The sequence below is a fragment of the Mycolicibacterium elephantis DSM 44368 genome, assembly GCF_004014805.1.
GTDB classification, from domain to species: Bacteria; Actinomycetota; Actinomycetes; order Mycobacteriales; family Mycobacteriaceae; genus Mycobacterium; species Mycobacterium elephantis.
Genome location: NZ_ATDN01000001.1, coordinates 129,040 through 146,237 on the forward strand (window position 1 = coordinate 129,040; position 17,198 = coordinate 146,237).

Genomic DNA, 17,198 nt, shown 5'->3' on the forward strand with positions numbered 1-17,198 from the left:
ATGACCGTCAACGAGGTGATCGTCGCGTCCACGTCTGCCGACGCAGAGGCGGCCGAAACGGTCAAGAACCATCACGCTGAGCTGGCCGGACATCTGCAGGCGCTCACCGAGACGATGCTGACCGCCGCCGAGCGCGGCACCGACTTCGAGCCCGCGCGCGCGGCCGCGGTCCAGTTCCTCACCGGCGAGCTGCTGCCCCACGCCGCCGCCGAGGAGGACCGCCTGTATCCGGCCGCCGCCCGCACGGAGCGGGCCAGGCCGCTGATCGAGGCGATGATCGCCGTACACCGCATCATCGCCGGCCTGGTGGATCGCATCCGCACCGAGACGTCCCCGGTGCGTGCCGCCGCGGCCGGTGATGCGCTGCGGGTGCTGTTCGAGGCCCACCTCGTCGACGAAAATGACCGGATCCTGCCGATCGTGGCCGCCGACCCCGACGTGTCGCTGGCCGACGCCCTCGATGGGATGCACGAACTGCTCGGCGGGCACCACCACGGCGCCGAGGGCGGGCACAAGTGCGGCTGCGAGCACGACAACGAGGAGCCCGTGCTCGACGTGCGGGAGGTGCCGCACTCGATCCGCCACGCGACGGTGTTCGGCGCGTTCGACGCGGTTCCGGTCGGCGCCAGCATGGTGCTGGTCGCGCACCACGACCCGATCCCGCTGCTGCACCAGCTACACGACCGCACCTCGGGCCGGATCGCGGTGGAATACCTCGAACGGGGGCCCGAGGCCTGGCGGCTGCGGCTGGCGCGGCTCTGACCGGCCGAACAGCCGCGAGGTGTTAATGTTCGGCGCGTGACCGGCATTCCACGTGGACCCGAAAATGTAACGCCCGACTGGTTGGGTGCGACGCTCGGCGTCGACGTGGCGGCCGTCGACGTGGCCCCGATCGGCACTGGACAGACCGGCGCGACCTACCGGTTGACGGTGACCTACGCGACGGAGCAGACCGCGCTGCCCAAGACGTTCGCGATCAAGCTGCCCGCCCAGGACGACACGGTCCGGGAACGCGTGGCGCTCGGCTACCGCTCGGAGGTCGAGTTCTACACCGACGTCGCCGACAAGGTGGCCATCCCGGTCCCCGACTGTTTTCACAGCGACATCACCGAGAGCGGAACGGATTTCGTTCTGATCCTCGCCGACATGGCGCCCGCGGTGCAGGGCGACCAGATCGCCGGATGCACCGAGCAGGAGGCTCGGTTGGCGGTCGAGGCCCTCGCCGGCCTGCACGGCCCGACCTGGCGCGACGACGCTTGGATGCAGCTGTCGGGGATCGCGATGCCCAAACCGGGTGACGAACCCGCAGCCACCGGGATGGGTGAGGTGTGCCGGATGGCCGCCGAGATCACCATCGACAAACTCGGCCAGTCGATGAGCGCCGAGGACCGCGAAACCCTCACCTCCGCAATGGCGTTGGTGACCCCGTGGCTGCTGGCGGAACCGAACCGGTTCGCCGTCATGCACGGTGACTACCGCTTGGACAACATGCTGTTCGACCCCGACCACAAGCGCATCAGCGTCGTGGACTGGCAGACCGTCGGGATCGGGTTGCCCGCCCGCGACCTCGCGTACTTCACCGCGACCAGCCTGCTCCCCGAGATCCGGTCGACGATCGAACGCGACCTGGTCCGCCGCTACCACGAGGCGCTGACCGGTCACGGCGTCAAGGACTACGACCTCGAAACCTGCTGGCGCGACTACCGGTTGGGCGCGGTGCAGGCCCCCGTGCTCACCGCGCTGGGATACGCGTTCGCCTCGTCGACCGAACGCGGCGACGAGATGATCCTGACCATGTTGAGCCGAGGCTGTCAGGCCATCCGCGAACTCGACACGCTCGCGCTGATCACACCGTAGCCGTCGACTTCACCCACACGACCGCGTCGTCGACGGTGACCACGGTGGTCACCCCCGTAGGCAGCGGCGGACGGTCGACCATCACCACCGCGACACCAAGGGCCGCAGCGGCATCCAGCTTCGGCCGGGTCATCTGCCCGCCGCTGTTCTTGGTGACCAGCGCGTCGATGCGGTGCTCACGCAGCAACTGCAGCTCGTCGTCGTAGCGGTACGGGCCGCGCGACAGCAGCACCTCATGGCGGCGCGGCAGTTCCGCCGCGTCGGGCGGGGTGACGGCACGGACCAGAAACCAGGCGTCCAGCTCCGCGAACGCCGCGATACCGGATCGCCCGGTCGTCAGGAAGACCCGCGAATAGCCGTTTTCGACAACCGTTTTCGCCGCCTCCGTGTCCGAATCCACCAGGATCGCGTCGCCGGGCGGCCAGGCGGGGCGGGCCAGCAGCAGATGGGGCACCCCGAGTTCAGCGCACACCCGGGCGGCGTGCGCTGTCATGGTCGCGGCGTACGGGTGGGTGGCGTCGACGACGGCGTCGACGGGGTGGTCGCGCAGCCAGCGCCGCAGCCCCTCGACCCCGCCGAACCCGCCGACCCGCACCTGGCCGACCGGAAGCGCCGGATCGGGCACCCGGCCCGCCAACGAGCTGATGACCTCGACGTCCGGATGCAGCCGCGCAGCCAACGCGCGAGCCTCGGATGTCCCGCCCAGCAACAGGATTCGCATCAGTGCCGCCCCCTGCGGACCCGGCCCGACGAGTACAGATAGCTGTCGGCGAACCCTTCGGCGCCGAGCACGTCGCCGACCACGATGACCGCGGTGCGGCTGATCCCGGCCTCGTGCGTGCGCTCGGCCAACTCACCGAGCGTGCACCGGATCACCTGCTGCTGCGGCCAGGAGGCGAACGCCACTACCGCGCAGGGTGTTTCGGGCCGATATCCGCCGGCCAGCAGCTCCGGCACGATCGTGTCGACCTGCGCGGCGGCCAGGTGCAGCACCAGCGTCGCACCCGCTTTCGACAGCGTCCGCAGGTCCTCGCCCGGCGGCATCGCGGTCGACAGCGTCGCCACCCGGGTCAACGTGACGGTTTGGGCGACACCGGGAACCGTCAGCTCACGGCCCAGCGCGGCGGCCGCCGCGGCGAACGCGGGCACCCCGGGCACGATCTCGTAGCCGATGCCCAACGCGTCGAGGCGGCGGCACTGTTCGGCCAGCGCACTGTAGATCGACGGGTCACCCGAGTGCAGCCGCGCCACGTCTTTACCCGCGGCGTCGGCGTCGGCGAGTTCGGTGACGATCTCCTCCAGCGTCAGCGGCCCGGTGTCGACGATCCGGCCGTCCGAAGGGCACAGCGCCAGAAGATCTTCGGGCATGATCGAGCCGGCGTACAGGCAGACCGGGCAACGGCTCAGCAGGCGTTGGCCGCGCACCGTGATCAGGTCGGCCGCGCCGGGGCCCGCGCCGATGAAGTAGACGGTCATCGCTTGGTCACCGACCACTGCGTGACAGGAAAGGCGGGCCGCCACCCCGTGTATCCGCCCAGCGGCTCACCGCGGTAGGTCTGGTAGCGCCGCAGCTCGCCGCCGAGCCGGCAGTACCACGGCACCAGGAGCGCCTCCGATTCCGCGGTCACCGCGTTGGCCACCAGCCGGCCGCCGACCGGCAGCCGCTCGTAGCAGGCGTCCAGCAGGCCACCCTGGGTGAGCCCGCCGCCGATGAAGATCGCCGCCGGGGCGGGTACGAAGGCGAACGCCTCCGGCGCGTCGAAGTGCACGTCGACGTCGACCCCGAACGCGGCGGCGTTGTCGGTGATGCGCTTGCGCCGCCGTTCGTCGCGTTCGAAGGCCACTGCCCGGCAACCGGTTCCGCTGCGACACCACTCGATCGCGATGCTGCCCGACCCGGCGCCGACATCCCAGAGCAACTCCCCCGGCCTCGGCGCCAGCGCCGCCAGCGTGATCGCGCGCATCGGTTGTTTGGTGATCTGTCCGTCGTTTGCGTAGGCGTCGTCGGGCAGCACGCCGAACTGCCGCGCGTCGGGAAGATAGTGCACCGCAATCACATTGAGGTCGTCCACGTCCTGCGGCGGGTGCGCGGCCCATTGCCGTGCGGTCGCCGAGCGGAGCCGCTCGGCCGGCCCGCCGAGTTGTTCGAGCACGGTCATCTCCGAGTCGCCGCGCCCGGTGTCGGTGAGCAGTCGCGCCAGCGCCGCCGGGGTGTCGCCGTCGCGCGAAAGCACCACCGCCGCGCCTCCGCGCCGCACCGCGGTGTGCGGTTCGGCGGTGACGAGGCTGATCACCTCGGTGTCCTGGACCGGCCATCCGAGCCGCGCGCACGCCAGCGTCACCGACGACACGTGCGGCAGCACGGTGACGCGATCCGCTCCGTGCAGCCGGATCAGCGAGCTACCGATCCCGTGCAGCAGCGGGTCCCCACTGGCCACCACGTGCACGTCGCCGTCGGCGTCGTCGAGCAGCGTGCGCAGGGCGGGCAGCATCGGCGACGGCCACTCGCGCCGCACCGCGGTCACCGTGTCGTCGAGCAGGCCCAGTTGCCGTGGTGATCCGTAAATGACGGTGGCCCTGGCTAATTCGGCGCGTGCGGCGGGCGCCAGGCCGGCCATGCCGTCCGCCCCGATCCCGACGACGACGATCACCTCGGCAACCTCCGCCACACGGACTGCGGCAGCAACCGCATCCCGGCGAACACCGGCCGCAGGATCGCGGGCACCCACACCGTGCGGCGCCGCTTGGCCAACGCGCGCGCCGTGGCCGTCGCGACCTGGGCCGGGGTGCTGGAGAACGGCGCGGGTTCCATGCCCGCGGTCATTCGGCCGATCACGAACCCGGGTCGCACGGTCAGCAGATGCACACCGGTGCCGTGCAGCGCGTCGGCCAGGCCGCTGCAGAAGCCGTCCAGCCCCGCCTTGGCCGAGCCGTACACGTAGTTGGCCCGCCGCACCCGCACCCCGGCGACCGACGAGAACACGACGATGGCCCCGGACCCGGCCGAGCGCATGGTGGCGGCGAGCACCGTCAGCAGGCTGATCTGCGCGATGTAGTCGGTGTGCCCGATCGCCACCGCGTGGGCCGGGTCCTTCTCGGCGAGCGCCTGGTCGCCGAGGATGCCGAACGCCAGCACCGCGGTGCCGATCGGGCCGTGCTCGGCGACGATCGACTCCACCAGCGGGCCGTGTGACGCCAGGTCGTCGGCGTCGAACTCGCGGACGGCGACGGCGGTGGCGCCGGCGGCCCGCACCGCGGCGACCTGCTCGTCGAGTTCGTCCGCGCGGCGGGCCGCCAGCAGCACCCTCGCCCCGGGTGCCAGCCGGGTCGCCAGCTCGAGCCCGATCTCACTGCGGCCGCCGAAAACCACGACCAGCGCCGCACGGGTGTCGGCCGTGTCCTTCATGGCTGCGATTATCGCCTGCACGACGAGCAGCGGTTTCCACCAGCCACCCCGGTCGACGATTTCGCCGCCGGATTCCGCTGGCGCAAGCTGATGCCGCTCTACGATTCGCGTGGAGGAGATCGTGATCCGGTTCGGCATCCTGGGTCCGCTGGAGGTGCGTGACGACGGGCAGATCGTCGACGTCGGCGGCCCACGTCAACGCACGGTGCTCGCGCGCCTGCTCCTCGATCCGGGCCGGGTCGTCAGCGCCGACCGACTGATCGAAGACGTCTGGAACGGTCACCCGCCACGGTCGGCGGCCAAGACGCTGCAGAAGTACATCTGGCAGTTGCGCACGGTCCTGCCGGACCCGGTGCTGCACACCCGCGGCGCCGGTTACCTGCTCGACGTCGACGTCGACGGCCTGGACGCCCGCATCTTCGAGCGGCTGCTCGATGCCCACGACTACTCCGCGGCGCTCGAGCTCTGGCGCGGTGATGTGCTCAGCGACCTGCCGAACCTGGCATGCGCCGAGGCCGAACGGGCACGCCTCAACGAACTGCGGATGTTCGCCATCGAGTCGCGCCTCGGCGACGACCTGGCGGCGGGTCGTCACGCCGAGGCGGTCGGCGAACTGTCCGAACTCGTGGCGGAGCATCCGCTGCGTGAGCGGTTCACGTCGCTGCTGATGCTCGCGCTCTACCGCTCGGGCCGTCAGGTCGAGGCGTTGCAGGCTTTCGATCGGCACCGACAGAAGCTCCTCGATCAGCTCGGGGTTGATCCGGCTGTCGACGTGCGCAGTCTCCAGGGCGCAATACTTCGCCACGACCCGGGCCTGAAGCCGCCGGTTCCCGACGACGAACGGGCGGGAAACCTGCCGCTGATGCTGTCGTCGTTCGTGGGTCGGATCGACGAGATCGCATCCGCCGCAGGCGTGCTCGGCAAGCACCGCCTCGTCACCTTCATCGGGCCGGGCGGCGTCGGCAAGACCCGCCTGGCCGTGGAGTTGGGCAAACATGTCGCCGAGCGCTTCCCCGGCGGGGTGTGGCTGGTCGACCTCGCCGGCGTCCAAACCGCCGACGTGATCCCGATGACGCTGGCGTCGGCGCTCACGATCGACGCGCGCCATGCCCCCGACGAGTTGACGGCGGTCACGGCCGGGCTGGGGCAACGCCCTCCGTGCCTGGTCATCCTCGACAACTGCGAACATGTCGCCGAAGGCGCCGCCGCCGCGGCGATGAACCTGCTGCGCAACGCCAAACAGGTGCGGATACTCGCCACCAGCCGGCGCAGCCTCGGCGTCGACGGCGAGTTCGTCCGCCCGGTGCGGCCTCTGCCAGACGACGACGCGACGGCGCTCTTCGCCGAGCGGGCCCGACTTGCCGCCGGCGGCGACCCCGATGTGTCGCCCGAGGTGGCGCAGGAGGTCTGCCGCCGGGTGGACGGCCTGCCGCTGGCGATCGAACTGGTGGCGAGCCAGCTGCGGGTGCTCCACGCCGATGAGCTCATCGACAGGCTTGCCGACACCCTCACGTTCCATCGCCCGGCGGCGAACGCGTCGCCGCGTCAACACACCCTCGCCGACACCGTGCAGTGGAGCCACGACCTGTTACCGCAGGCCGTCCGGGACACCTTCGCGCGCCTCGGGGTGTTCGTGTCCTCCTTCACGCTGCACGCCGCCGAAACGGTGTGCGGCCACACGGGCACCGCGGTAGCCGATGTTCTCGGCCACATCGCCACGCTCGTCGACCATTCACTGTTGGTGCGTGACGACGCCGCGGCGGCACCGTCGCGATACCGACTGCTCGAGCCACTTCGACTGTTCGCGGTCGCGCGACTGACCGAGACGGGCCGTGCACATCACGTCCACCGCGCCCACGCCGAGTTTTTCCTCGCCGCCGTGGGAGAACATGCCGACCGGCTGTACGGGCCGCGCGAGATGCGTGCCCGCGCGGACATCGAGGGCGAGGAACCGAACATCCACGCGGCGCTGGATTGGGCTCGCGACCACGACCCCGCGCTCGCGCTGCGGTTCGCGATCGCACTGCGTCCGTACTGGGAGATGCGATGGCGGGAGCGGTACGGCCTCGGCTACCTCGAGTCGGTGTTCGATCGTGACCCGGAGGTGCCTGACGACCTGCTGGCTTGGGCGTTGACGGCGTTCGCGGCGATGGCCGCCGGGCCTGGCGAGGCACGCCGGGCGATTCCCCGCGCCGTACAAGCCGTCGATGCGTTTCGTCGTCTCGGTGACCCGCGCGGGCTGTGCGAGGCCCTGACCGCTCTGGGTGCCGCACTGGGAAATCAGGGACGTCTCGACGAAGCCGACGCAGCGCTCACGGAGGGGCTTTCGCTGTCTCGTCGGCTCCACGACGACCGAATGACCGCCCGCCTTCTGCATGCGGCCGACTTCGTCGCGCGTCGCCGCGGCGAACATGCGCGTGCGGCCCACCTCAGCCGCGAGGAGGTCGCACTGTGGCGCGGGCTGGGCAGCCGACGCGGGGAGGCCACCGCCCTACGCTGCCTTGCCGTCTCGATGCACCATCTCGGCGACGGAGCCGAAGCCACGGCACTGTGTCATCGAGCCCGCGACGTGTGGGCGAGCCTGGACGACTCGGCCGCGATCGCCCACGTGCAGGCGACGCTGGCCGACTTCGCCCTGGCGAGCGGCTCTCTCACCGAGGCCGCACGGCAATACGACGCTGCCCTGGTCGGCCTGCGCGCGGTCGGCGACCGTCGTTGTACGGCATCGACATACAAGAACCTCGCCGCGATCGCCGCTCACCGCGGTGAGAACCGCCGCGCGGCAACATTGTTCGCCAAGAGCATCGGGCTGCGCCACGACCTCGGCGACGAAGCCGGGCTCGCCGAGCTGTTCGACGGGCTCGCACATCTCGCGGTGCTGGATGGCCGCGCCGACGATGCCGCCACACTCGGCGCCGCGGCCGCCGCCCTGCGTGACCGCACCGGGGTGGCGGCATCCGTCGAGGAGTCCGAAGCCGCAGGCCGGACACTGTCCGCGGCCGAAGCCGAGCTCGGCGCACAGCGCTTTGCCGCCAGCTGCCTTCGAGGGCAGTCGATGTCGATGGCCGAAGTCGTCGATTTCGCCCTCGGACAGTCCTGATCTACCGGTTCTCTACCAGTCGGATACCGCCGAGGGGCACCGTCGACCACGTCGACTGACGTTGAACGACAAGGAGACCGAGGACCATGACCAATACACTCCAACTCGGCGACGAGGCCCCGGATTTCACCGCGGAGACGACGCAGGGCACCATCCGATTCCACGACTGGCTCGGCGACAGCTGGGGGCTGTTGTTCTCGCATCCGAAGGATTTCACCCCGGTGTGCACCACCGAACTCGGTGAAGCCGCCCGGCTCAAGCCGGAGTTCGACCGGCGCGGCGTCAAGGTGATCGGGCTCAGCGTCGACACGTTGGACGCCCATGCGCGCTGGTCGCGCGACATCGAGGAGACCCAGGGGCACCTACCGAACTTCCCGATGATCGCCGACCCCGCCAGGAAGGTTGCCGACCTGTACGGAATGGTGCACCCCGGCGTCGACGACAGCGCCACAGTACGAAGCGTTTTCGTCATCGGACCCGACAAGAAGGTGAAGTTGACGATCACCTATCCGCAGAGCACCGGACGTAACTTCGACGAGATCCTGAGGGTGATCGACTCGCTCCAACTCACCGCCGCCCACCAGGTCTCGACCCCGGTGAACTGGAAACAGGGCGAGGACGTGATCATCATCCCGGCAGTCTCCGACGAGGAGGCCCGCGACCGGTTCCCGGACGGCTGGAAGGCGCTCAAACCCTATCTGCGGATCGTCCCCGCGCCGACGCCATGACGATCGACAGCGGGCCCCGTCTCGACACCGACCTCATCCGTGAGGTCTACCGGAGAGGGGCCGAGGCCTACGACGACATCTGGAGCCCGGTGATCCTCGCGCCCGCCGGATCGATGCTCGCCGCGCTGGCCGTCGAGCACGCACGCGTCGTCCTCGACGTCGGCGCGGGCACAGGCGCTCTCACGCCGGCGCTGCGCCGCGCCGCACCGAGTGCGGTGGTGCTGTCGCTGGATGCGTCGACGGAAATGCTGGCGGTGGCGCGGTCCCGCCACAGCGCGACCACGATCGTCGGGGACGCCGCGAACCTGCCACTGCCGGCCGACGTGGTCGATGCCGTGGTGCTCGCCTATGTGCTCTTCCATCTGCCCGATCCGCGGCAGGCGCTGCGCGAAGCCCGCCGAGTGCTCCGCCGGGGCGGACGGCTGGGCACCGTCACCTGGGCGCACGAATGGCCGTCGGTCGCGCACCAGAGATGGGACGAATGGCTCGCCGAACTGGGACTGGCCGCCCGCGGCTCGACCAGCGAGCACGCCGGGCTGAACACGACAACCGACATCGAGATACTGCTCGGCGGCTGCGGGTTCAGCACCGACCGGGTTTGGCACGAACCCGTCGACGTCGTGTTTACACGGGAGCGCTTCTGGCGGTTACGTGTGATGCACAGCGCACTTGCGGTACGGCTGGCCGAACTCGACCCGACCCGGCGCGACCGGGTGCTGAGCGAACTCCACTGCAGGCTGCGACGTCTCGACGAGCAGGCCTTCCACCATCGAGGCGACGTCATCTGCGCGGTGAGCACCAGGGGTTGACACGCCAGCCGCCAAGACGGTCCGCGGCCGGTGAACTGTTAGCGTGGGGACCGATGGCGAAGGCAAGTCGCCGGGCGACTACCCGGCTCAACAGCGACGCGTTGGCGTTTCTGTCCGAACGGCATCTGGCGATGCTGACGACACTGCGCGGGGACAACTCCCCGCACGTCGTGGCCGTCGGTTTCACGTTCGACCCGATGACCCACATCGCGCGCGTCATCACCAGCGGCGGCTCGCAGAAGGCGGTCAACGCCGAGATGCAGGGCGTCGCGGTGCTCAGCCAGGTCGACGGCGCGCGGTGGCTGTCGCTGGAGGGCAAGGCCACGGTCAACACCGACGCCGACGCCGTCCGCGACGCCGAGCTGCGGTACGCGCAGCGCTACCGCACCCCGCGGGTCAACCCCAAACGCGTGGTGATCGAGGTGCGCGTGGAGCGGGTGCTGGGCTCGTCGGACCTGCTGGACCGCACCGAGAGCTAGCCGCCTCACGCCGCGAGTGTGCGGTTTCATCCGCAACACGCCGGGCAGGGCGTATGCAGACGCACAATCGCGACAGTCGGCCGCGCTACGAGGCGGGGACCGGCACCACCATCAGCTCGTGGGGGCGGTTGTTGACCGGTTCGGCGCCGTCATCGGTCACGATGACGATGTCCTCGATCCGCGCGCCCCATTGCCCGGGGAAGTAGATGCCCGGTTCGACCGAGAACGCCATCCCCGGCTCGAGCGACAAGTCGTTGCCCGCGACGATGTAGGGCTCCTCGTGCACCGAAAGCCCGATGCCGTGGCCGGTGCGGTGCACGAACGCCTCAGCCAAACCCTCGGCGGCCAGCACCTCGCGCGCGGCGGCGTCCACCTGCTCGGCGGTCACCCCGGGACGTACCGCGTCGACGGCCGCGCGTTGCGCGCGCTGCAGCACCGCGTAGCGCCGCGCGACGTCGGGGTCGGGCTCGCCGATGCTGTAGGTGCGTGTGCAGTCGGAGTTGTACCCGGGCTCATACGGGCCGCCGATGTCGACGACGACGATGTCGCCGACGCGCAGTTCGCGGTCGGAGCATTCGTGATGCGGGTCCGCGCCGTGCGGGCCCGACCCGACGATGATGAACGCCACCTCCGAATGCCCTTCGGAGACAATCGCTTCGGCGATGTCGGCGGCGACGTCGGCCTCGGTGCGGCCGGGCACCAGGAACTCGGGCACCCGGGCGTGCACCCGGTCGATCGCCGCGCCCGCCTTGCGCAGCACGTCGATCTCCGCGGGGTCCTTGATCATCCGCAGCCGTCGCAGCACATCGGTCGCCAGCACGGGCACCGCGCCGAGCACGTCGGCCAGCGGCAGCAGGTGCAGCGCGGGCATCGAGTCGGTGACGGCGCACTTGAGCGTGCCGCCGCCCAGCGCATCGCCCATCACGCTGGCCACCAGCTCGTACGGATCGTCGCCGTCGACCCAGTCACGCACCGACAGGCCGAGTTCGGGCACCGCCGACTCTTTGAGCGCGGCCAGCTCCAGCCGCGGGACCACGACGGTCGGCTCCCCACCGGCGGGCAGCACCAGCGCGGTCAGCCGCTCGAACGTCTGCGCACGCGAGCCGACCAGGTAGCGCAGGTCATATCCCGGGGTGATGACCAGGCCCGCGAGGCCGGCATCGGCGGCCGCCGTGGCCGCGGACTGCAGCCGCCGGGCGTAGACGTCGGCGCTGAATCGACTGGCGGTCATGGCTTTCAGGCTAGTGCCCCCTGGCAGGATGAGAAGCATGCCCGCTCCCCTAGTGCTGCTCGACGGCGCCAGTATGTGGTTTCGGTCGTACTTCGGCGTGCCGTCCTCGATCACGGCGCCCGACGGTCGACCGGTCAACGCGGTGCGCGGTTTCCTCGACGCGATGGCGACCGTGATCACCCGTAAGCGCCCCGAGCGGCTGGTGGTGTGCCGCGACGACGACTGGCGCCCGCAGTGGCGGGTGGAGCTGATCCCGTCGTACAAGGCGCACCGGGTGGAGGAGCCGCAACCCGAGGGGGTGCCCGACATCGAGGTGGTGCCCGACGACCTGACCCCGCAGGTCGACATGATCCTGGAGATCTTGGAGGCGTTCGGCATCCCCACCGCAGGCGCGGCGGAGCACGAGGCCGACGACGTGCTGGGCGCCCTGGCGTTTCGGGAGCGGCGCAGCCCGGTCGTGGTGGTCAGCGGGGACCGCGACCTGCTGCAGCTGGTGGCCGACGACCCGGTGCCGGTGCGGGTGCTCTACATCGGGCGCGGGCTGTCCAAGGCGACGTTGTTCGGACCGCAGGAGGTCGCCGAGACCTACGGCGTGCCCGTGCACCGCGCGGGGCCGGCCTACGCGGAACTGGCATTGCTGCGCGGCGATCCGTCCGACGGGCTGCCCGGGGTGCCGGGGGTCGGCGAGAAGACCGCGGCCACGCTGTTGGCCCAGCACGGGTCGCTGGAGAACATCCTGGCCGCCGCGCACGACCCGAAGTCGAAGATGTCCAAGGCGTTTCGGACCAAGCTGCTGGCGGCCATCGACTACATCGAGGCGGCGGGCCCGGTGGTGCGGGTGGCCACCGACTGCGACGTCGACTTCTCGACGCCCGACGACACGCTGCCGCTGTCCGCCGAGGATCCGCGCAGGGTCGCCGAACTCGCTCAGGCCTACGGTGTCACGTCGTCGGTCGGTAGGCTGCAGACCGCGCTGGACGGCATGCCTGCGCGCTGACGGCCGCTACTTGGGCCGACCCACCTCGTAGGTGCCGTCGTCGTCCTGGAACGTCACGGTGACCTGACGCTTGGTGCCGTCGATGCTGACCTCGCAGTTGAAGCTGGCGCCCTTCTCGACGGTGGGGTTCTGGCCGTCGTTGCACTTGACGTCCTTGACGTTCTTGGCGCCGTAGCCGTTGGCCTCGTCGGTGAGGATCTGTTGCACCCCGCGCTGGGCGGAGTCGATGTCGAGCTTGGTGGTCACGAAGAAGCCGGGCTTCCAGAACCCGAGGACCAGCACCACCGCGACGATGATCGCGGCGAGCAGGCCGATCACGCCGCCGATGACCGCCATCGAGCGCTTCGAACCCTCGTCACCGCCGGGCTGGCCGTAGGGCGGGTACTGACCGAACTGGCCGGGCTGCTGACCGTACTGCCCCGGCTGGCCGTACGGCGGCTGCTGGCCGTAGGGCTGACCGTACTGACCGGGCTGACCCGGCTGCCCGTACTGGGCGGGCTGTCCGGGTGGCGGATAGGCCTGCGGGTTGTACTCGGTCGGCTGCTGCCCGTACTGCTCGGTCGACGGGTACTGCTGCGGCGGCGGCTGATAGGCGGGCTGCTGGTACTGCGGGTACTGCTGCGCCTGCTGGGGGTCATAGGCGGGCGGCTGCCACCCCGCGCCGGTCTGCTCACCGGTGGGCGGCTGCTGCCACTGCTGATTGGCCTGGTCCCCCGACGGGTCGCTCGATGGCTGGTCCGTCGGCTGTTCCGGCTGCTGGCCGGGCCACGGCTGCGTCGGATCAGATCCCTGCGGTCCGCTCATCTCACTCCTTCACCCGCGGCCGCGCCGCGGTTTGGTTCCCGTCTGTCTGCGCACACACTACCGCGCTTCAACTGCCACGACGCCGCGTCGAATGTCGCTGATTGCGCGTTTCGCCGCTGCGCGCACCGCGGGGCTGGGGGCGGCGTTGCGCACCTGGTCGAGCAGGTCGAGCACTTGACGGCACCAGCGCACGAAATCGCCCGCTGAAAGCGGAGAACCCGAGCCGGTGGCATCGCTGGCGACGAGCGCGCTGGTCAGGTCGCCCGTGGTGGCCCAGCGGTAGATCGCTGGGACGAAGCCGTTGTCGGGTTCGCGGCTCTGCGCGATGCGGTGGCGCTGCTCGTCGGCGCGCAGCTCCGACCACAACCACCTGGTCTGATTCAGCGCGCGGCGCAGCCGGCCGGTGGGCACCTCGACCGCCTCGGAGGAACCGGGCGTGTCACCGCGCGACTCGTAGAGCACCGCCGAAAGCACCGCCGCCAGCTCAGCGGGCTCCAGTCCCTCCCAGGCGCCGGTGCGCAGCGCCTCGGCCACCAGCAGGTCGCTTTCGCTGTAGATCCGGGCCAGCAGGCGGCCGTCGTCGGTGACCTTCGGATCCTCCTTCGGGCCGACGATGTAGCCACGCTCGGTGAGCAACACCACGATCCGGTCGAAGGTGCGCGCCAGCGAATTGGTCGCGGCGGCCACCTTCTGCCGGATCTGCTCGTTGTCGCGCTCGATGCGCAGGTACCGCTCGGCCAGCCGGGCCTTCTCCTCCCGGTCGGGCAGCCGGTGGGCGGGATGGTTGCGTAGTCGCTCCCGCAGGGCCGCCAGTTCGGGGTCGACGTCACGTTCCTTCGGCGGCCCGCTGCGTCTGCCCTTCGCCGACGGCACGTCCAACCCGGCTGCGGCGGTCCGCAGCGCCGACGCCAGGTCGCGCCGGGCCCGCGGGTTGCGGTGTTCGACGCGTTTGGGCAGCGACATCTTCCCAAGCGGCTCCGAGGCGCCCGTGTAGTCGGCCGACGAGATCCGGCCCGCCCACCGGTGTTCGGTGAGCACCAGCGGGCGGGGATCATCCTCGTCGCGCGCCGGTTCGAGCACCACCGCCAGGCCGCTGCGACGGCCGTGGCTGATGTCGATGATGTCCCCGCGTCGCAGCGCGTACAGCGCGTCGTTGGTGGCGCGGCGGCGCTGCAGCCGCGACGCCCGCGACTGCGCCTTCTCCCGCGCCGAGATCTCCTGACGCAGCCGCACATAGTCGAGAATGGGCGCGTCGTGGGCGCCGTCGAGTTCGGCGGCGATCTCGTGGAGCATCCGCTCGCCCCGCTCGATACCGCGCCGCAGACCCACCACCGAGCGGTCGGCCTGGTACTGCGCGAACGAACTCTCCAGCAGCTTGTGCGCCTGCGCCGGGTTCATCTGCTGCACCAGGTTGATCGTCATGTTGTAGGACGGCGCGAACGAACTGCGCAGCGGGAAGGTGCGGGTTGAGGCCAGCCCGGCGACCTCGGCGGGCTCCACATCCGGATGCCACAGCACCACCGCGTGCCCCTCCACGTCGATGCCGCGGCGCCCCGCACGACCCGTCAACTGGGTGTACTCCCCCGGCGTCAACGGCACATGCTGCTCGCCGTCGAACTTCACCAACCGCTCCAGCACCACCGTGCGCGCGGGCATGTTGATGCCCAAAGCCAGTGTCTCCGTGGCGAATACGGCTTTCACCAAACCGGCGGAGAACAGTTCCTCCACGGTGTGCCGGAACACCGGCAGCATCCCCGCGTGGTGGGCGGCCAGCCCGCGCAGCAGCCCCTCTCGCCATTCGTGATAGTCCAGCACGATCAGGTCCGCTTCGGGCAGGTCGCCGCAGCGTCGCTCGACCACCTCGGCGATCGCGTCCCGCTCCTCGTCGGTGGTGAGCCGTAACGGCGAGCGCAGGCACTGCTTGACCGCGGCGTCGCACCCGGCGCGCGAGAAGATGAACGTGATCGCGGGCAGCAGTCCTTCGCGGTCCAGCGTGGCGATCACATCGGGCCGCGTCGGCGGGCGGTACATGGTGGGCCGGCCGCGACGGCCCCGGCCGCGGGGTTGCCAGTCGGCCAGCCGGTCGGCTTCGCGCCGATGGGCGAGGTGACGCAACAGATCCGGATTGACCAACAGCTCACGCTTGGATTTCGCCGCTTTGGCGGCGCGGGGGTCGAACAGGTCGAACAGCCGCTTGCCCACCAGCACGTGCTGCGACAGCGGGACCGGGCGGTGTTCGTCGACCACGACGGTGGTGTCCCCGCGCACCTCCTGCATCCAGCCGCCGAACTCCTCGGCGTTGCTCACCGTCGCCGACAGGCTCACCAGCAGCACTTCGTCGGGCAGGTGCAGGATCACCTCTTCCCACACCGCCCCGCGCATCCGGTCGGCCAGGAAGTGCACCTCGTCCATCACGACGTAGGAAAGCCCGTGTAGCGCAGGAGAGTTCGCGTAGAGCATGTTGCGCAACACTTCGGTGGTCATCACGACGATGTCGGCGTCGCCGTTGATGGACTGGTCGCCGGTGAGCAACCCGATCTTCTCCGGGCCGTAACGGCGCACCAGGTCGCTGTGCTTCTGGTTGCTCAACGCCTTGATCGGTGTGGTGTAGAAGCACTTTCCGCCCGCTTCCAGCGCCAGGTGCACCGCGAACTCCCCCACCACGGTCTTGCCCGCGCCGGTCGGTGCGCACACCAGCACGCCGTGTCCGTTCTCCAGGGCCTGGCAGGCGGTTCGCTGAAAGTCGTCGAGCGCAAACGGCAGCTGTTCGGTGAACGCGGCCAGTTGCCCGCTACGTTGCATCGTCATCGACCACGGGCCGCGTCGACGTCGGCACAGCGGTCGGCGGTTCGATCGGTTCCGCTACCGGTTCGGGGCTGCCGATCGGCGCCGCCTGGTCTTCGGGTACCTCGTCCAGCGCTGCGCGGCGGGCCTTGCGTTTGTCGTGGACCCGGGCGATCTGGATCGCGATCTCGAGCAGCGCCGTCAACGCCAGCGCCAGGGCCAGCATCGAGAACGGGTCGGAGCCCGGGGTGAAGATCGCGGCGAACACGAACAGCGCGAAGATCAGCCCGCGCCGCCACGCCGCCAGCCGCTGGTAGGTCAGGACGCCGACCATGTTGAGCATGATGATCAGCAGCGGGAACTCGAAGCTGAACCCGAACACCAGCAGCAGGTTGATCAGGAACCCGAAGTACTGGTCGCCCGACAACGCGGTCACCTGCACGTCGCTGCCGACCGTCAGCAGGAAGCCGAGGGCGGTGGACAGCACCACGTAGGCGAGCACCGCGCCCGCGACGAACAGCACAGCGCCGACGGTGACGAACGCGACGGCGAACCGGCGTTCCCTGCGGTACAGGCCCGGGGTGATGAACGCCCACAGCTGATGCAGCCATACCGGGCAGGCCAGCACGATGCCCGCGGCCAGCGCCACCTTCAGGCGCAGCATGAACTGGTCGAACGGCGACGTCGCGAGCAGGCGGCAGCTGTCGTCGACAGTGATGTCGGCGCGCGACGACGCGGGCAGCTCGCAGTAGGGGCCACGCAGCCATTCGCCGAGGCTGGGCAGTCCGAAAACCCCGTGGCTGTACCAGAGGAACCCGACGATCGTGGTCAACACGATCGCCGCAACCGAGATCAGCAGCCGGTTGCGCAGTTCTTGCAGATGCTCGACCAGCGACATGGTGCCGTCCGGGTTGACCCGGGAACGGCGCTGACGAGGATCGAGTTTCTTGAGTATCGCTGGGGGCTGCACGGCAGGCCTATCGACGCGGCATCATGCCGCGGT

At 70.2% G+C, this 17,198-nt stretch carries 15 protein-coding genes; 7 read left to right on the top strand and 8 right to left on the bottom strand.

Translation table 11 applies throughout. The features are described 5' to 3' along the window. A complete protein-coding gene (locus MELE44368_RS00560) occupies positions 1-762 on the top strand; it encodes a DUF2249 domain-containing protein (RefSeq protein WP_128106683.1) in 762 nt (253 codons plus the stop codon). A 36-nt stretch (positions 763-798) separates the two neighbouring features. Continuing rightward, entirely contained in the window at positions 799-1,857 is a 1,059-nt protein-coding gene (locus MELE44368_RS00565; RefSeq protein WP_128106684.1) for a phosphotransferase family protein, read from the top strand. Here the strand turns inward: MELE44368_RS00565 and MELE44368_RS00570 are convergent. Genes MELE44368_RS00570 through MELE44368_RS00585 form a run of 4 tightly spaced genes read right to left on the bottom strand, consistent with a single transcriptional unit; the run spans position 1,847 to position 5,263 of the window. Continuing rightward, on the bottom strand, positions 1,847-2,578 hold the full coding sequence (locus MELE44368_RS00570; protein ID WP_128106685.1) for a cobalt-precorrin-6A reductase: 732 nt from the start codon (positions 2,576-2,578) through the stop codon (positions 1,847-1,849). The genes MELE44368_RS00565 and MELE44368_RS00570 overlap by 11 nt on opposite strands. Next, entirely contained in the window at positions 2,578-3,333 is a 756-nt protein-coding gene (gene cobM / locus MELE44368_RS00575) for a precorrin-4 C(11)-methyltransferase (protein ID WP_128106686.1), read from the bottom strand. Before cobM ends, MELE44368_RS00570 begins: the two co-directional genes overlap by 1 nt. Next, on the bottom strand, positions 3,330-4,508 hold the full coding sequence (cbiE, locus tag MELE44368_RS00580; protein ID WP_128106992.1) for a precorrin-6y C5,15-methyltransferase (decarboxylating) subunit CbiE: 1,179 nt from the start codon (positions 4,506-4,508) through the stop codon (positions 3,330-3,332). Before cbiE ends, cobM begins: the two co-directional genes overlap by 4 nt. Beyond that, complete coding sequence (locus tag MELE44368_RS00585; RefSeq protein WP_128106687.1) at positions 4,505-5,263, bottom strand: decaprenylphospho-beta-D-erythro-pentofuranosid-2-ulose 2-reductase; 759 nt, start codon at positions 5,261-5,263, stop codon at positions 4,505-4,507. Before MELE44368_RS00585 ends, cbiE begins: the two co-directional genes overlap by 4 nt. Before the next feature lie 109 nt (positions 5,264-5,372). Here MELE44368_RS00585 and MELE44368_RS00590 point away from each other — a divergent pair, with 109 nt between their 5' ends. The 4 genes from MELE44368_RS00590 to MELE44368_RS00605 all read left to right on the top strand — a co-directional run bounded on the left by MELE44368_RS00590 (position 5,373) and on the right by MELE44368_RS00605 (position 10,379). Beyond that, positions 5,373-8,363: an AfsR/SARP family transcriptional regulator gene (locus tag MELE44368_RS00590; protein WP_128106688.1), complete on the top strand. Its 2,991-nt coding sequence runs from the start codon at positions 5,373-5,375 to the stop codon at positions 8,361-8,363. 86 nt (positions 8,364-8,449) lie between these two features. Next, positions 8,450-9,091 (top strand): peroxiredoxin, encoded by a 642-nt coding sequence (locus tag MELE44368_RS00595; protein ID WP_128106689.1) that lies wholly within the window; start codon positions 8,450-8,452, stop codon positions 9,089-9,091. After that, complete coding sequence (locus tag MELE44368_RS00600; RefSeq protein WP_128106690.1) at positions 9,088-9,900, top strand: class I SAM-dependent methyltransferase; 813 nt, start codon at positions 9,088-9,090, stop codon at positions 9,898-9,900. Before MELE44368_RS00595 ends, MELE44368_RS00600 begins: the two co-directional genes overlap by 4 nt. A gap of 53 nt (positions 9,901-9,953) precedes the next feature. Then, positions 9,954-10,379, top strand: a complete 426-nt coding sequence (locus MELE44368_RS00605; protein WP_128106691.1) for a F420-dependent biliverdin reductase — start codon at positions 9,954-9,956, stop codon at positions 10,377-10,379. A gap of 85 nt (positions 10,380-10,464) precedes the next feature. On the opposite strand, the gene MELE44368_RS00610 is transcribed toward MELE44368_RS00605, so the two are convergent. After that, positions 10,465-11,610 carry a M24 family metallopeptidase gene (locus MELE44368_RS00610; RefSeq protein WP_128106692.1) on the bottom strand — a complete coding sequence of 382 codons (1,146 nt, stop codon included), beginning with the start codon at positions 11,608-11,610 and terminating at the stop codon, positions 10,465-10,467. Positions 11,611-11,647: 37 nt separating this feature from the next. Between MELE44368_RS00610 and MELE44368_RS00615 the strand changes: the two genes are divergently transcribed. Continuing rightward, positions 11,648-12,607 (top strand): 5'-3' exonuclease, encoded by a 960-nt coding sequence (locus tag MELE44368_RS00615; protein ID WP_128106693.1) that lies wholly within the window; start codon positions 11,648-11,650, stop codon positions 12,605-12,607. Positions 12,608-12,613: 6 nt separating this feature from the next. Here MELE44368_RS00615 and MELE44368_RS00620 read toward each other — a convergent pair whose 3' ends face one another. Genes MELE44368_RS00620 through tatC form a run of 3 tightly spaced genes read right to left on the bottom strand, consistent with a single transcriptional unit; the run spans position 12,614 to position 17,165 of the window. Continuing rightward, positions 12,614-13,411, bottom strand: coding sequence for a DUF4333 domain-containing protein (locus MELE44368_RS00620; RefSeq protein WP_128106694.1), 798 nt, complete (start codon positions 13,409-13,411; stop codon positions 12,614-12,616). Positions 13,412-13,468: 57 nt separating this feature from the next. Further along, positions 13,469-16,219 (bottom strand): DEAD/DEAH box helicase, encoded by a 2,751-nt coding sequence (locus tag MELE44368_RS00625; RefSeq protein ID WP_128106695.1) that lies wholly within the window; start codon positions 16,217-16,219, stop codon positions 13,469-13,471. After that, entirely contained in the window at positions 16,203-17,165 is a 963-nt protein-coding gene (gene tatC, locus MELE44368_RS00630; RefSeq protein WP_128106696.1) for a twin-arginine translocase subunit TatC, read from the bottom strand. The genes MELE44368_RS00625 and tatC overlap by 17 nt, the downstream gene beginning before the upstream one ends. Positions 17,166-17,198: the final 33 nt, after the last annotated feature.

Excerpts from the sequence above, each read along its gene's own strand:
- MELE44368_RS00570 (WP_128106685.1), bottom strand. The coding sequence starts at position 2,578 with ATGCGAATCCTGTTGCTGGGCGGGACATCCGAGGCTCGCGCGTTGGCT.
- MELE44368_RS00620 (WP_128106694.1), bottom strand. The coding sequence starts at position 13,411 with ATGAGCGGACCGCAGGGATCTGATCCGACGCAGCCGTGGCCCGGCCAG.
- MELE44368_RS00610 (WP_128106692.1), bottom strand. The coding sequence starts at position 11,610 with ATGACCGCCAGTCGATTCAGCGCCGACGTCTACGCCCGGCGGCTGCAG.
- MELE44368_RS00615 (WP_128106693.1), top strand. The coding sequence starts at position 11,648 with ATGCCCGCTCCCCTAGTGCTGCTCGACGGCGCCAGTATGTGGTTTCGG.
- MELE44368_RS00585 (WP_128106687.1), bottom strand. The coding sequence starts at position 5,263 with ATGAAGGACACGGCCGACACCCGTGCGGCGCTGGTCGTGGTTTTCGGC.
- MELE44368_RS00595 (WP_128106689.1), top strand. The coding sequence starts at position 8,450 with ATGACCAATACACTCCAACTCGGCGACGAGGCCCCGGATTTCACCGCG.
- MELE44368_RS00600 (WP_128106690.1), top strand. The coding sequence starts at position 9,088 with ATGACGATCGACAGCGGGCCCCGTCTCGACACCGACCTCATCCGTGAG.
- MELE44368_RS00560 (WP_128106683.1), top strand. The coding sequence starts at position 1 with ATGACCGTCAACGAGGTGATCGTCGCGTCCACGTCTGCCGACGCAGAG.
- cobM (WP_128106686.1), bottom strand. The coding sequence starts at position 3,333 with ATGACCGTCTACTTCATCGGCGCGGGCCCCGGCGCGGCCGACCTGATC.
- MELE44368_RS00605 (WP_128106691.1), top strand. The coding sequence starts at position 9,954 with ATGGCGAAGGCAAGTCGCCGGGCGACTACCCGGCTCAACAGCGACGCG.
- MELE44368_RS00625 (WP_128106695.1), bottom strand. The coding sequence starts at position 16,219 with ATGACGATGCAACGTAGCGGGCAACTGGCCGCGTTCACCGAACAGCTG.